This window comes from Massilia cavernae (assembly GCF_003590855.1).
Lineage (GTDB): Bacteria > Pseudomonadota > Gammaproteobacteria > Burkholderiales > Burkholderiaceae_D > Telluria_A > Telluria_A cavernae.
The window spans coordinates 1-19,097 of record NZ_QYUP01000191.1 but is presented as its reverse complement, the minus strand read 5'-3'; the positions used below and the strand labels follow the sequence as shown (position 1 = coordinate 19,097).

Annotated in this window: 14 protein-coding genes and 2 pseudogenes; 5 read left to right on the top strand and 11 right to left on the bottom strand. The window is 63.5% G+C overall.

The genetic code is table 11. The features are described 5' to 3' along the window. Positions 1 to 119: 119 nt before the first annotated feature. The 5 genes from astB to astC form a co-directional block, all read right to left on the bottom strand. Positions 120 to 1,460, bottom strand: a complete 1,341-nt coding sequence (gene astB / locus D3872_RS23940; protein ID WP_119813114.1) for an N-succinylarginine dihydrolase — start codon at positions 1,458 to 1,460, stop codon at positions 120 to 122. Positions 1,461 to 1,468: 8 nt separating this feature from the next. Next, positions 1,469 to 2,935, bottom strand: a complete 1,467-nt coding sequence (gene astD / locus D3872_RS23935) for a succinylglutamate-semialdehyde dehydrogenase (protein WP_119813113.1) — start codon at positions 2,933 to 2,935, stop codon at positions 1,469 to 1,471. Further along, positions 2,928 to 3,962, bottom strand: coding sequence for an arginine N-succinyltransferase (gene astA / locus D3872_RS23930; protein WP_119813112.1), 1,035 nt, complete (start codon positions 3,960 to 3,962; stop codon positions 2,928 to 2,930). Before astA ends, astD begins: the two co-directional genes overlap by 8 nt. Before the next feature lie 15 nt (positions 3,963 to 3,977). Further along, positions 3,978 to 5,009: an arginine N-succinyltransferase gene (locus tag D3872_RS23925; RefSeq protein ID WP_119813111.1), complete on the bottom strand. Its 1,032-nt coding sequence runs from the start codon at positions 5,007 to 5,009 to the stop codon at positions 3,978 to 3,980. A 67-nt stretch (positions 5,010 to 5,076) separates the two neighbouring features. Further along, positions 5,077 to 6,330: an acetylornithine/succinylornithine family transaminase gene (astC, locus tag D3872_RS23920; protein ID WP_119813110.1), complete on the bottom strand. Its 1,254-nt coding sequence runs from the start codon at positions 6,328 to 6,330 to the stop codon at positions 5,077 to 5,079. Between the two features lie 309 nt (positions 6,331 to 6,639). Here astC and D3872_RS23915 point away from each other — a divergent pair. Then, a pseudogene (locus tag D3872_RS23915) lies at positions 6,640 to 7,964 on the top strand (IS4 family transposase). A gap of 86 nt (positions 7,965 to 8,050) precedes the next feature. Here the strand turns inward: D3872_RS23915 and D3872_RS23910 are convergent. Continuing rightward, on the bottom strand, positions 8,051 to 8,998 hold the full coding sequence (locus D3872_RS23910; RefSeq protein ID WP_119813109.1) for a GlxA family transcriptional regulator: 948 nt from the start codon (positions 8,996 to 8,998) through the stop codon (positions 8,051 to 8,053). 171 nt (positions 8,999 to 9,169) lie between these two features. On the opposite strand from D3872_RS23910, the gene D3872_RS23905 reads away from it, so the two are divergent. From D3872_RS23905 to D3872_RS23895, 3 genes are all read left to right on the top strand, one after another. Next, on the top strand, positions 9,170 to 9,622 hold the full coding sequence (locus tag D3872_RS23905; protein WP_119813108.1) for a MarR family winged helix-turn-helix transcriptional regulator: 453 nt from the start codon (positions 9,170 to 9,172) through the stop codon (positions 9,620 to 9,622). 15 nt (positions 9,623 to 9,637) lie between these two features. Next, positions 9,638 to 9,922: a hypothetical protein gene (locus tag D3872_RS23900; protein ID WP_119813107.1), complete on the top strand. Its 285-nt coding sequence runs from the start codon at positions 9,638 to 9,640 to the stop codon at positions 9,920 to 9,922. Between the two features lie 79 nt (positions 9,923 to 10,001). Continuing rightward, positions 10,002 to 10,835, top strand: coding sequence for an HDOD domain-containing protein (locus D3872_RS23895; protein ID WP_119813106.1), 834 nt, complete (start codon positions 10,002 to 10,004; stop codon positions 10,833 to 10,835). A 225-nt stretch (positions 10,836 to 11,060) separates the two neighbouring features. Here the strand turns inward: D3872_RS23895 and secF are convergent, their stop codons facing one another. The 5 genes from secF to queA all read right to left on the bottom strand — a co-directional run bounded on the left by secF (position 11,061) and on the right by queA (position 17,060). Then, a complete protein-coding gene (gene secF, locus D3872_RS23890; protein WP_119813105.1) occupies positions 11,061 to 12,083 on the bottom strand; it encodes a protein translocase subunit SecF in 1,023 nt (340 codons plus the stop codon). A 27-nt stretch (positions 12,084 to 12,110) separates the two neighbouring features. Next, a complete protein-coding gene (secD, locus tag D3872_RS23885; protein WP_119813104.1) occupies positions 12,111 to 13,982 on the bottom strand; it encodes a protein translocase subunit SecD in 1,872 nt (623 codons plus the stop codon). 382 nt (positions 13,983 to 14,364) lie between these two features. After that, a complete protein-coding gene (gene yajC / locus D3872_RS23880; protein WP_119813103.1) occupies positions 14,365 to 14,697 on the bottom strand; it encodes a preprotein translocase subunit YajC in 333 nt (110 codons plus the stop codon). Positions 14,698 to 14,898: 201 nt separating this feature from the next. Then, a complete protein-coding gene (gene tgt / locus D3872_RS23875) occupies positions 14,899 to 16,038 on the bottom strand; it encodes a tRNA guanosine(34) transglycosylase Tgt (RefSeq protein ID WP_119813102.1) in 1,140 nt (379 codons plus the stop codon). Next, complete coding sequence (gene queA / locus D3872_RS23870) at positions 16,038 to 17,060, bottom strand: tRNA preQ1(34) S-adenosylmethionine ribosyltransferase-isomerase QueA (protein ID WP_119813101.1); 1,023 nt, start codon at positions 17,058 to 17,060, stop codon at positions 16,038 to 16,040. Before queA ends, tgt begins: the two co-directional genes overlap by 1 nt. 82 nt (positions 17,061 to 17,142) lie before the next feature. Here queA and recG point away from each other — a divergent pair. Continuing rightward, positions 17,143 to 19,097: pseudogene (gene recG, locus D3872_RS23865) on the top strand (ATP-dependent DNA helicase RecG); the annotation flags it as partial.

Sequence of the window (19,097 nt, the reverse complement as noted above, 5' to 3'; positions counted from 1 at the left end):
TCCAATGCTTGTTGTGTATTGCATCGCGCTCGCACCTGCTTGTGGCCGTGCTCGCGCGATCGATAGAAAGACGGGGTTGGCCCGTCAAAAACCAGTGTCTCCCAGCGCAACCCGGTATTCTACGACAGGTCGTAGAGGCCGGGCAGGCCGAGAATTCGCTCGAGTTCCTCGAGCGCCGCGGCGCATTCGAGGGCCAGTTGCGGATCTGCGAGGTCTTTCGGCTCGAGATGGTCGCGGTAATGCTTTTCCACCCACGCTACCAGCGTGGCGTACAGTGTTTCGGTCATCACCACGCCCGGATGCATGGCCGCGGCTTCCTCCGCCGTCAATGCCACGCGCAGGCGCAGGCACGCGGGGCCGCCGCCGTTGCGCATGCTCTGGCGCAGGTCGAAATCGATCAGTTCATTGATTGGCCCGCCGCCCGCCACCAGCTGCTGCAGGTAGCGCGATACGGCCGGGTTCTCGGCGCATTCGTGCGGCACCACCAGCGCCATCGAACCGTCGGGTTTCGACAACAGCTGGCTGTTGAACAGGTAGCTGGCCACCGCATCGGCCACCGACACCAGGCCGGTGTCTACGCGCACCGGCGCCAGGACGGCGCCCATGCCGTCCATCGCGGCGCGCAGGCTGCCGAGTACCCGTGCTTCGTTGGCGAAGGCCTGCTCGTGGTAGAACAGCACGTTGCCGTTGCCGACCGCGATGACGTCGTTGTGGAACACGCCCTGGTCGATCACGTCCGGGTTCTGCGACGCGAACACGGTGCGCGACGCATCCAGGCCATGCAGGCGGGCGATGGCCTGAGACGCTTCCAGCGTTTGGCGCGCTGGGTATTTCTTGGGCGCCGGCGCGGACGGATCGAACTCCACGCGGCCGTACACGAAGAACTCGACACCGGCGGCGGCATGGTTCGCGCACAGGCGGGTGTGGTTGGCCGCGCCCTCGTCGCCGAAAGCGGGCGTCTGCGGCAACGCGTCGTGGACTGCGAAGTGGCGGCTGTCCGAGAAGATGGCGCGCAGCGAGCGGGCAGCCTGGGTGTGCTCGATCGCGCGGTGCAGCTTGTTGTTCAGGTTGGCGGCGGTGAAGTGCACGCGGCCATCAAGCGTGTCGGCCGATGGGCTGACGGTGGCGGCGTTGGCGGTCCACATCGGCGAAGCGGAGTACGCGCAAGCCAGCGTCACCGGCGACGCGCGGTAAGCCGCGGCCAGCACGTCGGCGTCGCTGCCGCCAAAGCCGATACTGCGCAGCATGCGGAAGTTGGGACGCGCATGCGGCGGCATCACCGCCTGGGCAAAGCCGCGCGCGGCCAGCGCACGCATCTTGGCCAGTCCCTGCAAGGCCGCCTGCTTCGGATTCGAGGCGCTCTTGACGTTGCTGAACGAGGCCACATTGCCGAACGAGAGTCCGGCGTAGTTGTGGGACGGGCCGACCAGGCCGTCGAAATTGTATTCGCGTGCAGTCATGTCCGATCCTAGAGAGCCAGGCCTGGCGACAGCTTCGCGGGCAGCGCCAACTCTTCTGTCTCTATCGACGCGACCGGGTAGGCGCAATAGTCGGCCGCATAGTACGCGCTCGGACGGTGGTTGCCGGATTTGCCGACGCCGCCGAACGGTGCGCTGCTTGCCGCGCCGGTGGTCGGGCGGTTCCAGTTGACGATGCCCGCGCGCGCCTTGACCGCGAAGCGCTTCCACAGCGTCTCGTCGTTCGACAGCAGCGCCGCGGCCAGGCCGAACTCGGTGGCGTTGGCGACCTTGATGGCGCTGTCGAAATCCTTCACGCGCACAATCTGCAGCAGCGGGCCGAACCATTCTTCGTCCGGAATGCCCTGGGCATTGGTCACGTCGACGATGCCTGCGGTGACGAAGCCCGCGTTCGGGTCAAGCTGCTTCATCTGCAGCAGCACGGTGCCGCCTTTCGCGGCCATGTCGGCCTGCGCCTGCACCAGGCGCGCGGCGACGGCGCTCGATACGACAGGGCCCATGAAGGGCTGCGGATCGGAGTCCGGCGCGCCGACGCTCAGCTTTGCGGCCACTTCGACCAGGCGCTTGATGAAGGCATCGCCTTCCGGCCCGTCCTGCACCACCAGGCGGCGCGCGCAGGTGCAGCGCTGGCCGGCCGAGATGAAGGCGGACATGACGGTGTGGTGGACGGCGGCGTCCACGTCCTTGACGTCCCACACCACCAGCGGGTTGTTACCGCCCATTTCCAGCGCCAGCATCTTGCCCGGCTGGCCGCCGAACTGCTTGTGCAGGGCGATGCCGGTCTGGCAGCTGCCGGTGAACAGCACGCCGTCCACGTCCGCCTTGCCCAGCGCGATGCCGGTGTCGCGGCCGCCGTTGACCAGGTTGATCACGCCCTTCGGCAGGCCTGCCTTTTCCCACAGTTCGACCGTCTTGACGGCGGTGCGCGGCGCGTACTCGCTCGGCTTGAAGACGACGGTGTTACCGGCGATCAGCGCGGGCACGATATGCCCGTTCGGCAGGTGGCCGGGGAAGTTATACGGGCCGAACACGCCGAACACGCCGTGCGGGCGGTGGCGTAGCACGGCATTGCCGTCGGCGACCTTGGCCGCGGTCTCGCCGGTGCGCGCACCGTAGGACTGCACGGAGATGTCGACCTTGTTGGCCATCGTGGTCACTTCGGTGCGGGCTTCCCACAAGGGCTTGCCGACTTCCTCGGCAATGGTGCGGGCCAGCTCTTCGGCGTTTTCCTTCAGCAGGTCGCGGAAACGCGTGCACACGGCGATGCGTTCGGCCAACGGCGCCAGCGCCCACGCGTCGAAAGCTGCACGTGCAGCCTGCACCGCGCGCGCCACATCGTCAGGGGTCGACTCATTGCTGGCCCAGGTCTGGCGGCCGCTGGCCGGATCGATGGTTGCCAGTTCCGCGCCGCTGCCGGCTTCCCATTGACCGTTGATATAGTTACTCAGCTTAGGCATTTGTATTCTTCCTTACATTGAGGGGCAGCGTGCGAACCTGGTCGCCGCTGCGGCATTGGAGCAGTGCCAGCTCGTCGGCCGACAGGGCGATCCTGCCATGCGACGGCACTGCGTCCGCCACGATCATCCTGAAATCGCGCAGGTTGGTGTTCGACACCAGGGTCGGATTGTCGCCGAGGGCGGGAGCGGTCGTATCGGCCACCGCCAGCGTGCTGTCGCGCATCGCACGCAGCTCGGACACGCGCGCCTGCAGCACCGGGCCGGCGTCGAAGATATCGACGTAGCCTTCGTAGTGCATGCCCTCCTGCTCCAGCAGGCGGCGCGCCGGCGCGGTCGAATTGTGGACCTTGCCGATCACGTCGCGCGCATCCGCCGGCAGGTAGTCGACGTACAGCGGCTGGCGCGGCATCAGCTCCGCGATGAAGGACTTCTTGCCCAGCGCCGTCAGGTTGTCGACGTGGTTGAATTCCATCTTGAAGAAATGGCGGCCCAGTCCTTCGTAAAACGGCGAGCTGCCGTCTTCGGCCTGGTAGCCGCGCATCTCGGCGATCAGCTTTTCGGTGAACAAGTGCGGGAACTGGGCAATGAACAGGAAGCGGCTCTTGGACAGCCACTTGCCGTTGTTGCCGACCCGGTAGTCCGGGTGCAGGAACAGCGAGCACAGTTCGGTGGAGCCGGTCAGGTCGTTCGACAGGTACAGCGTGTCCATGCGGGTGAACACGTTCAGCTCGCGGCTCGAATGCACCAGGGTGCCGATGCGGTAGTTATAGAAAGGCTCGTCCAGCCCGACCGCACCCTTGATCGCGCATACGCCCGCCATGCGGCCGCTGCGCGTATCTTCCATGACGAACATGTAGTCGCGCTTTTCGGGCGCGATGGTCTCGGCGAAGGACTGCACCGCGACGGCGACGCGGTCGCCCAGCATCTTGCGGTCCGGCTTCAGCGTGGTCATGCCGCTGCCGACCTGGGTGGCCATGTGCAGCAGCGCATCGAGGTCGTTTTCGCGGATCGCGCGTACAACTAGCATAGGTTTGTCGCTCACTTAAATCCTCACGCAGATGACGTTGTCGCCCGGCGCCACCATCAGCGCGCGCAGGGCGCCCACCGGCAGCTGCACCGTGTCGCCCGATTCGGCCGAAGCGCATGCCACCGTGATGGCGCGGAAGTTCTGCTCGCTGCTGGTGGCGACCGCGTAGGTCACCATCGCGCCCGGCAGGGCGTCCGGCTCGGCCAGTTCGACGCGGCGGATGATCGAGCCGCCGAAGGTGCGCAGCGAATTCTTGTGGGCCTGGAGAATAGGGCCGCCGTCGAAGATGTCGATATAGTCGTCGGCCTCGAAGCCCTCTTCCGTCAGCAGGCTGAAAGCCAGTTCGCCGTCCGGATGGATCTGGCCCATCGCGGCCTGCGCGGCGCCCGGCAGCAGCGGCACGTAGACCGGATAGTGCGGCATCAGCTCGACGATCAGGGTGCGGTTGCGCGCGCCGCCGATGACGCGCTCGGCGTCGAGGAAGTCCATCTTGAAGAACTTGCGGCCCAGCGCATCCCAGAATGGCGACTGGCCGTCGTTGTCGGTGCTGCCGGCCAGCGGCACGAAGAAGCGGTCGGCGAAGCGGTGCGGCGCCAGCACCGCGAACAGCAGGCGCGCGCGCGACAGCAGCGTGGCCTCGACGCCCGCGTTTTCGCGGTCGGTGACGTAGAAGCCGGACAGCTGGGAATAGCCGGTCAGTTCGGAGCACAGCGTCAGCGCGTGCACGCTGTGGCTGATGTTCAGGTCGCGCGAGACCTGCTGGATAACGTCGTTACGGAACGAAAAATAGGTACCGTTCGAGCCGGCCGACGCATGGATCGCGGCGGTGCCTGCGATGCTGCCGGTGGCGCTTTCCTCCAGCACGAACATGTACGACTCCTCGCTCGGGATATCGACATGGGCGGAAAAGGAAGCGATCGAACGTTCGACCGAAGCGGCGATTTCCTCGCGCGTCTTCGGCAGGGTATGCACACCCGGCATGGTCACCGCGGCCAGCTTTTCGAGGCTGGCGATATCCGTAAGTTCCACCGGACGGACAACAAACATGTGAACTCCTAAAGTGCTTGCGGAGGCCGGCGCGCGAACTTCGATCCGCGCGCCGGCGTCGATTGGCTTACTTGGCTGGCGCGTCGTTCAGCATCGCGTCGATCGCTTCGCGCATGATCTGGTCGGCGCGCGCGATCTGCTCGTCGGAGACGATCAGCGCAGGGGCCAGGCGCACCACGTCGGGGCCGGCGATCAGCAGCATCAGGCCGAGCGCCTCGCAGGCCTTGGTGAAGTCCTTGGCGCGGCCCTTGAAGCCTTCCGCCAGCGGGAGGCCGATCAGCAGGCCGCTGCCGCGCACCTTGCCGAACAGCTGAGGGAAGTCGGCGGTCAGCTTGTCCAGGTTGGCGAAGATCCTGGCGGATGCTTCCTTCACGCGCGCCAGGAAGGCAGGCTGGTTGATGGTCTCGATCACGTTCAGCGCGACGGTCGCGGCCAGCGGGTTGCCTCCGTAAGTGGTGCCGTGGGTGCCGACGCCGAAGTGGTGGGCGATCTCGTTGGTGGTCAGCATGGCGCCGATCGGGTAGCCGTTGCCCAGTGCCTTGGCGCTGGTCAGGACGTCGGGGGTCACGCCCTTGCCCATGTAGGCAAACAGCTCGCCGGTGCGGCCGACGCCGGACTGCACTTCGTCGAAGATCAGCAATGCGCCGGTCTTGTCGCAGAACTCGCGCAGGGCCTTCAGGTATTCAGGGTCGCCCGGAATGACGCCGCCTTCGCCCTGGATAGGCTCGACGATCACCGCGCATACGTCTTCGGTGATCGCGGCGCGCGCGGCTTCGATGTCGTTGTACGGGATGTGGCTCAGCTGCGGCGGCAGCGGCTCGAAGCCCTCGGTGTACTTCGGCTGGCCGCCGACGGACACGGTGAACAGGGTGCGGCCGTGGAAGGACGACAGGCAGGACACGATGCGCGACTTGGATTCGCCGAATTTCGCGTGCGCGTATTTGCGCGCCAGCTTCAGGGCCGCCTCATTGGCTTCCGCGCCGGAATTGCAGAAGAAGGCGCGGTCGGCGAAGGTCGCTTCGGTCAGGGCCAGCGCCAGGCGCAGCACCTGCTCGTTGGTGTAGCCATTGCCCAGGTGCCAGACCTTGTGGATCTGCTGTGTCAGCGCGTCGGCCAGGGCCGGGTTGCAATGGCCGAGGCTGGTGACGGCGATGCCGGAGGTGAAATCGAGGTAATGCTTGCCTGCCTGGTCCCACAGGTCCAGGCCCGATGCGCGGACCGGCACCATCGCTGCGGGCGCGTAGGTTGGCACCAGCACCTCGTCGAAAGTGTCGCGGGTAACATTCCGTGTAGTAAGACCGGCATCAAGCTTGGCGTTCATGGCATTCCTCGTCGAAGTTAGTGGGTCGCGCCCGGCTTCACAGCGAGGCGCGTGGGCCATTATAGGAAACGCGGAAACAAAACTCTTTTCAAAGTGCGACAGCCATTTTCACTTTTGCTCATGGCAAGATTGCCAAAATCGGGGTCAGACCACCATTACGGAAATCAAAATCGGGGTCAGACCACCATCTCCGAAACATTTCGGAAATGGTGGTCTGACCCTAATGGCGTTGACTTAAGCTTTTGAAGCCCACTTTTTCGTGGCTCTGGTGTTGTAAACAATATTTTGTTGTGTTAACTTTGCGGCGTGATACTTTCAGACGCCATATTGTTTGCCAACGAAGTACCTGAGCCGTTCGACTGGAACCGACTCGGCGAACATTTGCCGTTTGAATGGATAGAGGCCGCCCTTGTGGAGCAAGGGAAGGCAAGCATACGCCATCGTCGCCTCCCGGCGCAGCAGGTCGTCTGGTTAGTGATCGCACTGGCGCTGTATCGCCATCATTCTATCGGCGAGGTACTCGCTGAACTGGACTTGGCGCTGCCAAACGTAACAGCGCCGTTTGTGACGGATGGTGCGGTGACACGAGCGCGCCAGCGACTTGGCGCGAAGCCCGTCGAGTGGCTTTGCCAGATGTCGGCGAAGGCGTGGAGCAGCCAGGACAAAGAAGCCTACCTGTTCAACGGCCTCGTTTTATTGGCAATCGACGGCACCACTCTGCGCACCCAAGACAGTGCGGCAAACCGGGCCCACTTCGGGGCGCAGGCCTATGCCAAGGGGACTGTCGCGAGCTATCCCCAGGTGCGCGGCGCGACCCTGACCCATGTGCCCACCCATCTGGTTGTCGACGCACGATTTGGTCCTTACGCCACCAGCGAAAAAGCCTTCGCAATGGAACTTATCGACAGCATCGCCGACGATTCGCTGACCGTCGTCGATAAAGGTTTCTTGTCTGCGGAGCTGCTGTGTCGAATCACCACTCGCGGGCGCAATCGTCATTTCCTCGTTCCCGCCAAGAGTAATACCAAATGGACCGTTATCGAAGGTGGTCCAGATGACGCGATCGTGGAAATGCAAGTGTCGGCAGCGGCGCGCAAGAAGGCGCCCGAGCTGTCCAAGACTTGGCGCGCACGCGCTATCGCGATGATCGATTCGAAAGGCCAAAAGCATTTCTTGCTCACATCCCTGACCGATCGCATCGCATTTAAGGCCGCTGAACTGATCGCGTGCTACGCCCGCCGCTGGCACATTGAAACCAGTTACCGCGAGCTCAAACAATCAATGATGGGCATGGCGTTGACGTTGCGTAGTCAAACGGTCGACGGCGTCATGCAGGAGATTTGGGCGCGATTATTGCCTACAACCTGATTCGACTTGAAATCGCGAAGGCGGCGCTCGATGCCGGATGTGCCCCGACCGACATCAGTTTCGTGCGTGCGTTTCACACCATCCAATATGAACTGCTTTGGCTGCCGCCACTCGGGCGCAAGGCAAGCTGCCATCCTTGCTTCAGAACATGCGGCAAAGGCTCGTCACCGAGCTCACTGTAAAAACGACCCGGCAGGAAACATGACCGGGTCGTTAAATCGAAATCGCAGCGCTACCCATTCAGGAAAACTAAGAAAATAGCTTAAGTCAACGCCATTATGGTCTGACCCCGATTACGGAAATGGCGGAAATGGTGGTCTGACCCCTGGTCTGACCCCGATTTAAGCAAGATTCAAGTGGGGCCGCTGAGCTTGCGCTGGCGTTCTTCGCGGGGGGTGTTGCCGAACAGGGCGCCGAAGGCGGTGGAGAAGTGCGAGCCGCTCGAGAAGCCGCACATCAGCCCAACCTGCACGATCGAGTTGTTGGTGCTCTGCAGCAGCTGGCGCGCGCGCTTCAGCCTTAATTCGAGGTAGTAGCGCGACGGCAGGCTGCCGAGGTATTGCTTGAACAGCCGCTCCAACTGGCGCCGCGAAATGCCGACCAGGTTGGCGATGTCGTCCGTCGACAGCGGTTCTTCGATGTTCGCTTCCATCAGCGATACCGCTTCCGTCAGCTTCGGCTGCAGGGCGCCGAAACGGGCCTGCAGCGCCACCCGCTGCCGCTCGTCCTTGCCGCGCACGCGGTCGATGCAGAGGATTTCCTTGATCTGGGCCTGCACGCCGGCACCGTAGATCGATTCGACCAGCGTCAGCGCGAAGTCGATGCTGGCCGCGCCGCCGCAGCAGGTGAGGTGCGGACCGTCGATTTCGAACAGGTTGGGCGTGAACATCGTGTGTTCGTCGTTGACGTCGACGTCGGGATACAGCGCCCACGGCAGCGCGGTGCGTACGCCGCGCAGCACGCCGGCGTCGGCCAGCCACAGCACGCCGGCACCGACGCCGCCCCAGAATTGCGCCGAACGGCAGCGCGCCACCACCGAGCGCAGGTTGCCCGGCTTGAGCGCGGCCTGGGCTTCGTCGGCGACCAGCAGCACCACATGCCAGTGGCGCTGGGTGTCGGTGGGGAATTTGTCGGGGCTGCGCACGTCGACGTGCAGCCGCTCGGGCCCGAGCAGCTTGGCGGCCAGCCGCAGCGGCTGGTACAGCCCGGCCCAGCTGAGCGCGTCCGGCTCGCCGGCATGGATCAGCAGTACGCGCAGCGGCTTCTCCTGCGCCAGGCGGGAGAGGTCAGCAGCTTGCATTGGCCGGCGGGGGACGGGTCATTGACGTGGGTGTAAGGAAGGCGCGGGTCGGCGTGCTGCGTATCATACCGGAAGTCAACAGCCCCGGCATGAGGGAGCGGCCCGCCATTATCGACACCGCCTGCCGCGGCCGCACGTGCAATGTTGCGCGTGCGGCTATAATCGACACCCATGGGTGAACGATACTTAAAGAGTGTCCGGCTGTTGGCGGAGTGCCTGCAAGGCTTCGAACGCTTTTCCGGCGAGTTTGTCCGCGCCAGCGGTTTGACGCCCGCCCAGTTCGATATCATCGCCACGCTGGGCAATACGCCCGGCATGTCGTACAAGGAACTGGGCGACAGGACATTGATTACCAAGGGAACCCTGACTGGCGTCATCGAGCGCCTGGAACAGAAAGGACTGGTCGCGCGCGAGCGCAGCAGCGAGGACAAGCGCTCGTTCTTCGTGCGCCTGACGCCGCAAGGCGAGGATGTGTTCAGGGAGGTGTTCCCGAAGGTCGTGGAACATGGACGCCAGTTGTTCGCGCCCCTGTCGGAGGCGGACTTCGATGCCCTGGATGCTTCCTTGCGCAAGGTCAGGCAGCTGATCGCCGGCGCCGCGGCCACCGAGTCACCCACTTCATAGAATGCTCAAGGAAAAATGCTAAAAACTACCCTGCTCGAAGGCGCCAAGCCTGCCAAATTCGATAAACAGATCACCGGCAACCTGCTGCTCGAAAACGCCTCCCCGGCCGAAGTGCGCGCCGAGAAGATGGTCATCGGCGTGCGCAACGAAACCGGCGATATCTACCGGCTGATCGGCGCTACCAAGGCCAACAGCTACATGAACGCCACCGAAGAGCTGGCCGACATGGAGCTGATCGACGAACTCCAGGACGTCGAGGAAACCCGCGAAGGCTGCGACGCGATCTTCCGCGAGGCGTAATTCCCGCCTTTGTGGCTAAAAAGTGCCGCATGGCAATATTTATCAGGATCTGGCGCTCCGACTGGGGTAGAATTTCCTCATGGACAGATCCGCCGCCTTCAAGACCCTCGCCGCCGAAGCCATGCGCGGCGAGCTGACTTTCCCGACCAATATCGACGCCACGCTGAAGCTCCAGCGCGCGCTCGCCGATCCCGACTGCGACGCCGAAACGGCGGCGCGGCTGGTGCAGGCCGAGCCGCTGCTGGCCGCCCGCACCGTGGCAATCGCCAATTCGGTCGCCTACAACCGTTCCGGCCGCGAAATCACCAACGTACGCGCGGCGATCCAGCGCGTGGGGTTCCGTACCCTGAATGCGATGGTCGCGGCCGTCATGGTGCGCCAGCTGGACAGCAAGATCACCCACCCCGCCCTGCGCGCCAAGGCCGACCAGCTTTGGCAGCACTCGGCACACGTGGCCGCGCTGGCCCAGGTCATCGCGCGCCGCGTCACCCATACCGATCCGGATACCGCCATGTTTGCGGGCATCGTGCATGAGGTGGGAAGTTTTTATGCGCTGTCGCGGGCGGAGGAATTCCCCGGCCTGCTCGATGGCGAGCCGGAGGAGTGGATCGAGCATGGCGAAACCGCCGTCGGCCGCGCCGTACTGGGCAGGCTGGATGTGCCGGCGCCGGTGATGGAGGCGATCGAATTGCTATGGAATGGCTTGCGCGCGCTGCCGCCCGAAACGCTGGGGGATACGCTGCTGCTGGCCAACGACCTGGCGCCGGTGCCGTCACCACTGCACGCGCGTGCTGGCGCGACCAGCCTGCAGAGTGCGGCGACCATTGATTTCGTGATTGGCGATGGGAGTTTGCAGAGCATCCTCGACGAGTCGGCGGATGAGGTGCGGACGCTGGCTGCCGCGTTGTTGTAGGCTCGGCCGTCCAGGCAAAAAAACGCCCGCTACAAGAGCGGGCCAAGTCCAAAACTAGGGATGTCCTGAAAGAGACAATTCCACTTTAATGTCACGGCCCTTCACACTCTGTGCGTGAACACACACAAATCGCAACAAAGTTTCGATTCCCTTGCTCATCATTGCGGAATCAGGATCGAAAAAAACCGCCCGAAGGCGGTTTTTTTCGTTTCATGCGAGGCAGGCTTACACCACGGCGCCGTCGGTGTCGTCCTTCTGCACGATCGGCTTGATCAGGTCTTCGCGCTTCACGCCCAGCCACATGGCGATTGCCGCCGCCACGAACACCGACGAGTAGATACCGAAGCAGATACCGATGGTCAGCGCGATGGCGAAATAGTGCAGGGTCGCGCCGCCGAACAGCAGCATCGACAGCACCATCATCTGGGTGCAGCCGTGGGTGATGATGGTACGCGAGATGGTGCTGGTGATCGCGTTGTCGATCACTTCGGTCACGCTGGCCTTGCGCTGCTTGCGGAAGTTTTCGCGGATCCGGTCGAAGATAACCACCGATTCGTTGACCGAGTAGCCCAGCACCGCCAGGATCGCCGCCAGCACCGTCAGCGAGAACTCCCACTGGAAGAAGGCGAAGAAGCCCAGGATGATCACCACGTCGTGCAGGTTGGCGATAATCGCCGACACTGCGTACTTCCATTCGAAGCGGATCGCCAGGTAGGCCATCACCATCACGATCACCATGATCAGCGCGTTCAGGCCGTTCTGCGCCAGTTCCTCGCCCACCTGCGGGCCGACGAATTCAACCTTCTGCAGCTTCACCCCTTCGGTGCCGGCGGCGTTGAAGCAACCGGTCTTGGCCACGGCCTCGCCTTTTTCGCTGATCGTGTTGACCTGCCTGGTGGTGCCGTTTTCGGCCTTGCACAGTGCGTTGAACACCAGCTGCGAACCGCTCGCGCCAGTGACCGTCTTGATGATCGGCAGGCGCAGCATGACGGTCTGCGCATTGCCGAAGCTGGTCACTTCAGGATGTTCGTAACCGATCTTCATCAGTTCGGCGCGAATCTTTTCCTGGTTGGCCGCTTGCGGATACTGCAGCTCCATCACGGTGCCGCCCTTGAACTCGACCGAGAAGTGCAGGCCCTTGGTCACCAGGAAGAACACGGCGGCCACGAATGTCAGCGCCGAAATCACGTTGAAGATCAACGCGTGGCGCATGAAGGGAATATCTTTCTTGATGCGGAAAAATTCCATCTTGAATCCTGTAGGTATGAGTGCTTGTTATTTCGTGACCGACAGGCCAGGCGTCCAGACGGTACCGATCGAGACGCTTTGCAGCTTCTTCTTGCGGCCGTACCAGAGGTTGACCACGCCGCGCGAAACGAACACCGCGGAGAACATCGAGGTCAGGATGCCGAGCACGTGAACAACCGCAAAGCCGCGCACCGGACCCGAACCGAAGGCCCACAGTGCGATACCGACGATCAGGGTGGTCACGTTCGAGTCGAGAATCGTGGCCCAGGCGCGGTCGAAGCCGGCCGCGATCGCCGCCTGCGGCGTCGCCCCTCCGCGTAGCTCTTCGCGGACACGTTCGTTAATCAGCACGTTGGCGTCAATCGCCATACCCAGCGCCAGCGCGATAGCGGCGATACCCGGCAGGGTCAAGGTCACCTGCATCAGCGACAGCAAGGCGAGCAGGAACAGCAGGTTCGAGGCCAGCGCCACCACGCTGAAGAAGCCGAACAGGTGGTAGTAGATGATCATGAAGACCGCGATCGCGGCAAAGCCGTACAGGGTCGAGTACAGGCCCTTGGCAATGTTCTCGGCGCCCAGTTGCGGCCCGATCACGCGTTCTTCGATGAATTCCATCGGCGCCGACAGCGCGCCGGAGCGCAGCAGCAGCGCCAGCTCGGTCGATTTTTCGGCGCTGCCCATGTTGGTGATCTGGAAGGTGCTGCCCAGCTCACTCTGGATGGTCGGCGCCGACAGGATGGTGTACTTGCCCTTTTCCTTCAGCAGGATCGCCATGCGCTTGCCGATGCGGTCGCGCGTGGCCTGGCGCATCTTGCGCCCGCCGTCGCCGTTCAGGTCGAGGCTGACGGCTGGCTGCTGGTTGGAGTCGAAGGAGGCAACCGCGCTCGAGATGTAGTCGCCGGTCAGGATCACGTCTTTCGACACGACCAGCGGGCCGCCCTGCTCAGGGCCGAACAGTTCGGAATTGAGCGGAATGGTGGCGGCCGATTCGGTGCCCGGCACTACGGTGTCGTCGACCATGCGCAGTTCCAGCGTCGCGGTGCGGCCGATGATGTCCTTGGCGTGCGCTACGTCCTGTACGCCCGGCAGCTGGATCACGATGCGGTCGGGGCCCTGCTGCTGGATGATCGGTTCGGACACGCCCAGCTCGTTGATACGCTTGGACAGGGTGGCGATGTTCTGTTTCACGCCGTCTTCGACGGTGCGCTTGAGCGCGTCCGGTTTGAGGGTGGCGACCAGCTTCAGCTCCTCGCCTTCGCCCGATTCGGCGAACACCAGGTCGGCCATCTGGCCGGCCAGCGCGTCGCGCGCGGCGGTGCGGGTGGCGGCGTCGCGGAACTTGATCTCCACGCGGTTGCCGATGCGCTCGATGCCGGTGTGGCGTACGTTTTTATCGCGCAGCATGCTGCGAACGCTGGACTGGATGCCCTTGACCTTGGTCTCGAGCGTCGCCGCCGCATCCACTTGCAGCAGGAAGTGGACGCCGCCGCGCAGGTCGAGGCCGAGGTTCATCGGCATCGCGCGCAGGGCCTGCATCCATTTCGGCACGTTCTTCACCAGGTTGACGGTGACGATGTAGTCAGGGTCGGTAGGGTCGCGGTTGAGCGCTTTTTCCAGCGCCAGCTTGGCCTTGAATTGTTCGTCGGTGGTGCCGAACAGCGCGCGCACGGAACTGCTGCTGCCTGCCCCGTCCTGACTGATGCCTTCGGTCTTGATGCCTTCGGATTTCAGCGCCTGCTCGACCTGGGCCGAGGTGTCGCTGGTGATCTTCACGGTGGCCTTGCCGGTGGTGACCTGCAGGGCTGGCGATTCGACGAAGTAGTTAGGCGCCGTGTACAGGGCGCCCAGCAGCAGCGCGACGGCGATTACGATGTATTTCCAGACGGGATAGCGATTCATCAGATTTGCTCCGAGAAACCTCGTCCTTCAGGACGGGGAGTGAAAGGAGCCGGGCGCGTAGCGCTGGCAGCCGTCCACGTGAAAAAATGCTTCGAACTTTGGTATTGGGGCATGGTCAAACTCTATAAGTGCTTCAGTATGCGATTACGCGCTGGGGCATGAGTCACCTGTACCGTTTTTTCCGATCCGCAGTCGCCTTTAGGCGAGGTCGAGAGATATCCTGCGGATTGAATAAGAAGCTGGGCTACTTTCAGTCCGGCTTCCGTCTGGGGCATCAGACGCCAGCAGTGGGAATCCCCTTCCGTTTACGCAGGGGGAGGATGTCAAAGTGTTCCAGCGTTCGATGTTGAACAGCCGGGCGGCTAGTGGCCGCCCGCCAGTGTTACAGGGACTTCAGGGTGCCTTTTGGCAGCAGGGTCGAGACCGAATTCTTCTGCACGACGATATCGGTGTTCGCCGACACTTCGAGGGTCACATAGGTATCGCTGACCTTGCTGACCTTGCCGAGGATGCCGCCGGCGGTAATGACTTCATCGCCGCGCGACAGCGCGTCCATCATCGCCTTCTGTTCCTTGGCGCGCTTTTGCTGCGGGCGGATCATCAGGAAGTACATCACCACGAACATCAGGATCAGTGGCAGGAAGGTGGACAGGCTGCCCATCAGGCCAGGATCTGCTGCAGGGGCGGCTTGCGCGTAAGCGTTCGAAATAAACACGAGGACTCCGTTTTGTTAGTTGAGCTGGTAAAAAAAGCAGCGCTGTATTCTAGCACCGGCCGGGAAGCGTGGACCATTACGACAATGTGGTGCCCGTAATTGTTTTCACAAGTATTTACATCCGCACCGTCGTTCCCGACATTGTCGGGAACGACCTCCCGTGAAAACGGGAGCCCATGCTGAGCATGAGGAACGGGAACCTTAAACTCCCCGCGCCCGATCTGCATTGAACTGCAAGCGGAACGCATTGAAGCGATCCTCATCGATCGCATCGCGCATATCCTGCATCAGCTGCAGGTAATAGTGCAGGTTGTGAATCGTATTCAGCCGCGCCCCCAAAATCTCCTTCGAGCGGTGCAGGTGATGCAGGTAGGCGCGCGAGAAGTTCTGGCAGCAGTAGCAGCTGCAGGTTTCGTCCAGCGGCGCGTTGTCTTCCTTGTAGCGCGCGTTCTTGATCTTGATGTCGCCAAAGCGCGTGAACAGCCAGCCGTTGCGCGCGTTCCGGGTCGGCATCACGCAGTCGAACATGTCGATGCCGTTGGCCACGCCTTCCACCAGGTCTTCCGGCGTGCCGACGCCCATCAGGTAGTGCGGCTTGTTCTCCGGGAGTTTCGGTCCGACGTGCGCCATGATGCGCTGCATGTCTTCCTTCGGCTCGCCGACCGACAGGCCGCCGATCGCCAGCCCAGGGAAGTTGATGTTCTCCAGCCCTTCCAGCGATTCGTCGCGCAGCTTCTCGTACATGCCGCCCTGGACGATGCCGAACAGCGCGTTCGGGTTCTCTCCCGCCTTGAACTCGTTCATCGAGCGCTGGGCCCAGCGCAGCGACATGCGCATCGACTTGGCCGCTTCCTCGGCGGTGGCCGGACGGCCGTCGATCTCGTAGGGCGTGCATTCGTCGAACTGCATCACGATGTCGGAATTGAGCGAGCGCTGGATCTGCATCGAGATTTCCGGCGACAGGAACAGTTTGCTGCCGTCGATCGGCGAGGCGAACTTGACGCCTTCCTCGGTGATCTTGCGCATCGCACCCAGCGAAAACACCTGGAAGCCGCCGGAGTCGGTCAGGATCGGGCCGTTCCAGCCCATGAAGCCGTGCAGGCCGCCGAACTTGTCGAGCACCTGGGTGCCCGGGCGCAGCCACAGGTGGAAGGTGTTCCCGAGGATGATCTGCGACTTGATCTCCTTCAGTTCGAGCGGCGACATCGCCTTGACCGAACCGTAGGTACCGACCGGCATGAAGATCGGCGTTTCGATGGTGCCGTGGTTGAGTTTCAGGCGACCGCGGCGCGCGTGCGACAGGCCGCTGGTGTCCTTCTTAAGCAGGGTAAATTCAAGCATTACTTGTTCCGGGTAGTGAGCAGCATGGCGTCGCCATAGCTGAAGAAGCGGTATTCGTTGGCGATCGCGTGGGCGTAGGCCTTGCGGATCTCGTCGTAGCCCGCGAAGGCCGACACCAGCATCAGCAGGGTCGATTTCGGCAGGTGGAAGTTGGTGACCAGCCGGGTCACCGTTTTGAATGTGTAGCCCGGGGTGATGAACAGCGCGGTGTCGGCGCTGCCGGCCGAAAGTATCCCGCTTTGCGAGGCCGATTCCAGCGCGCGCAGGCTGGTGGTGCCGACGGCGACCACGTCGCGGCCCGCCGCCTTGGCGGCCTTCACCGCGTCCACGGTTGCCTGCGGCACGGTGTACCACTCGGTGTGCATCTTGTGTTCGGCCAGCGCTTCCACGCGCACCGGCTGGAAGGTGCCGGCGCCCACGTGCAGCGTGACGTAGGCGAAGTTGACGCCCTTGTCCTTCAGTTTTGCCAGCAGCGCTTCGTCGAAATGCAGGCCCGCGGTCGGAGCGGCCACCGCGCCAGGCTCTTTCGAGTAAACCGTTTGATAACGGTTTTCGTCGAACTCATCGGCGTTGTGTTCAATATACGGCGGCAGCGGCAGGCGGCCGTGCGCCTCGATCAGTTCGAACACGTCACCCTCGAAATGCAGGGTGAAGAATTCGCCCGCGCGCTCGCCCGCCGTCACGTCGAAGGCGTCGGCCAGGCGGATTTTGGTGCCCGGCTTGGGCGACTTCGAGGCGCGCACTTGTGCCAGCACCGTGCGGCTGTCCAGCACCCGCTCGACCAGTACCTCGACCGCGCCGCCGGTTTCCTTGACGCCGAAGAAGCGCGCCTTGAGCACGCGCGTGTCGTTCATCACCAGCAGGTCGCCCGGCTGGAGCAGGTCGATGATGTCGGCGAAGCGGCGGTCGACAATCCGGTCGCCATCGAGGTGCAGCAGGCGCGAGGCACTGCGGTCGGGCAGCGGCAGCTGGGCGATACGCTCCGGCGGCAGGTTAAAATCGAAATCTGAAAGCGAGTACATTCTGCAAATTCTGGAAAAAAGAATATCGAGGGCCTTACAATAGCGCTTACGCACAAGGGGCAACCTTCTATTTTACCGCGATATGCCCTCATCTAAACCGAAAACGGCGCCAAAAACCAACGAAAGCAAGCTCGCCAGGCTGGGCCTGCACAGCGACATGGACCTGGTGCTGCACCTGCCGATGCGCTACGAGGACGAAACCCAGGTGGTGTCGATCCGCGAAGCCTGCCTGCGCGGCGGCCACGTGTCGCAGGTCGAGGGCGTCGTTACCAAAAATGAAATCAGCTTCCGCCCGCGCCGCCAGCTGCTGGTGACCATCGCCGACGAAACCGGCGACGTACTGCTGCGTTTCATGAACTTCTACGGCAGCCAGACCAAACAGCTGGCCGAAGGCACGCGGGTACGCGCGCGCGGCGAACTGAAACACGGCTTTTTCGGCGCGGAGATGGTGCATCCGTCTTATAAGGTCGTCAACGAAGGCGCCCCGCTGCCGACGGCGCTGACACCAGTCTACCCCTCCGGCGAAGGTCTGTCGCAGGCGATCCTGCGGCGCGCGATTTCCGAGGCCATGAAGCGGGTCGACTGGCGCGACACGCTGCCGCCCCAGCTACTGGCGCGCATGCAGCTGACCAATTTCGAACCGGCCGTGAAGCTGCTGCACTACCCGCCGCAGGAGGTCGACCCGAACGCGCTGGTCGACCGTTCGCACCCGGCCTGGGTGCGGATGAAGTTCGACGAACTGCTGGCCCAGCAGCTCTCGCTCAAGCGCGCCCAGCGCGCACGCCGCATCAAGGGTGCGCCGGTGCTGGACGCGGTCGGTTCGCTGTCGGAAGCCTTCCTGCGCGCGCTGCCGTTCAAGCTTACCGGCGCCCAGCAGCGCGTGCTGAAGGAAATCCGCGCCGACCTGAAACAGGGCTTCCCGATGCAGCGCCTGCTGCAGGGCGACGTCGGCAGCGGCAAGACCATTGTGTCGGCGCTGGCGGCGGCGCAGGCGATCGACAGCGGCTACCAGGCCGCGCTGATGGCGCCTACCGAAATCCTGGCCGACCAGCACTTCCGCAAGATCGCCGCGTGGCTGGAGCCGCTGGGTGTGAAGGTGGCGTGGCTGACCGGCAGCCTGAAGAAAAAAGACAAGCTGGCCGCCACCGCACTGGTCGAATCCGGCGAGGCGCAGCTCGTCATCGGCACCCACGCGCTGATCCAGGACACCGTACAGTTCGCGAAGCTGGGACTGGTGATCGTCGACGAGCAGCACCGCTTCGGCGTCGGCCAGCGCCTCACGCTGCGCAACAAGGGCGCCGAGGGACAGACCCCGCACCAGCTGATGATGTCGGCCACCCCGATCCCGCGCACCCTGGCGATGACCTACTACGCCGACCTGGAAGTGTCGATCATCGACGAGCTACCGCCCGGCCGCAGCCCGATCGTCACGCGCGCCATCGACCAGAACCGGCGCGACGAGGTAATCGAGCGGGTGCACGCCGCCGCGCTCGAAGGCCGCCAGGTGTACTGGGTGTGCCCGCTGATCGAGGAATCCGAGGCGCTGCAGCTGCAGACGGCGACCGACACCTACATGATGCTGGCCGAGGCGCTGCCCGACCTGCAGGTGGGGCTGGTGCATGGCCGCCTGAAGCCGGCCGAGAAGCAGGAAGTGATGGACGCGTTTCCGCGGGCGATGTACACGTGCTCGTGGCCACCACCGTCATCGAGGTCGGCGTCGATGTGCCGAATGCCTCGCTGATGGTGATCGAGCATGCCGAGCGGTTTGGACTGTCGCAGCTGCACCAGCTGCGCGGGCGTGTGGGCCGCGGCTCGGCGGCCAGCGTTTGCCTGCTGCTGTACCAAAGCCCGCTGGGCGGCGTGGCCAAGCAGCGCCTGATGACGATGCGCGAAACCACCGACGGCTTCGAGATCGCGCGGCGCGATCTGGAAATACGCGGCCCCGGCGAATTCCTCGGCGCGCGCCAGTCGGGCCAGGCCATGCTGCGCTTCGCCGACCTGGAAACCGACCAGTGGCTGGTCGAGCAGGCGCGTGAT

What these genes read in the sequence shown, in the direction of transcription:
- astC (WP_119813110.1), bottom strand. Translation starts at nt 6,330, where the DNA reads ATGAACGCCAAGCTTGATGCCGGTCTTACTACACGGAATGTTACCCGC.
- astD (WP_119813113.1), bottom strand. Translation starts at nt 2,935, where the DNA reads ATGCCTAAGCTGAGTAACTATATCAACGGTCAATGGGAAGCCGGCAGC.
- D3872_RS23905 (WP_119813108.1), top strand. Translation starts at nt 9,170, where the DNA reads ATGGGTGAACGATACTTAAAGAGTGTCCGGCTGTTGGCGGAGTGCCTG.
- tgt (WP_119813102.1), bottom strand. Translation starts at nt 16,038, where the DNA reads ATGCTTGAATTTACCCTGCTTAAGAAGGACACCAGCGGCCTGTCGCAC.
- secF (WP_119813105.1), bottom strand. Translation starts at nt 12,083, where the DNA reads ATGGAATTTTTCCGCATCAAGAAAGATATTCCCTTCATGCGCCACGCG.
- D3872_RS23900 (WP_119813107.1), top strand. Translation starts at nt 9,638, where the DNA reads ATGCTAAAAACTACCCTGCTCGAAGGCGCCAAGCCTGCCAAATTCGAT.
- D3872_RS23925 (WP_119813111.1), bottom strand. Translation starts at nt 5,009, where the DNA reads ATGTTTGTTGTCCGTCCGGTGGAACTTACGGATATCGCCAGCCTCGAA.
- D3872_RS23895 (WP_119813106.1), top strand. Translation starts at nt 10,002, where the DNA reads ATGGACAGATCCGCCGCCTTCAAGACCCTCGCCGCCGAAGCCATGCGC.
- queA (WP_119813101.1), bottom strand. Translation starts at nt 17,060, where the DNA reads ATGTACTCGCTTTCAGATTTCGATTTTAACCTGCCGCCGGAGCGTATC.
- astA (WP_119813112.1), bottom strand. Translation starts at nt 3,962, where the DNA reads ATGCTAGTTGTACGCGCGATCCGCGAAAACGACCTCGATGCGCTGCTG.
- secD (WP_119813104.1), bottom strand. Translation starts at nt 13,982, where the DNA reads ATGAATCGCTATCCCGTCTGGAAATACATCGTAATCGCCGTCGCGCTG.
- astB (WP_119813114.1), bottom strand. Translation starts at nt 1,460, where the DNA reads ATGACTGCACGCGAATACAATTTCGACGGCCTGGTCGGCCCGTCCCAC.
- D3872_RS23910 (WP_119813109.1), bottom strand. Translation starts at nt 8,998, where the DNA reads ATGCAAGCTGCTGACCTCTCCCGCCTGGCGCAGGAGAAGCCGCTGCGC.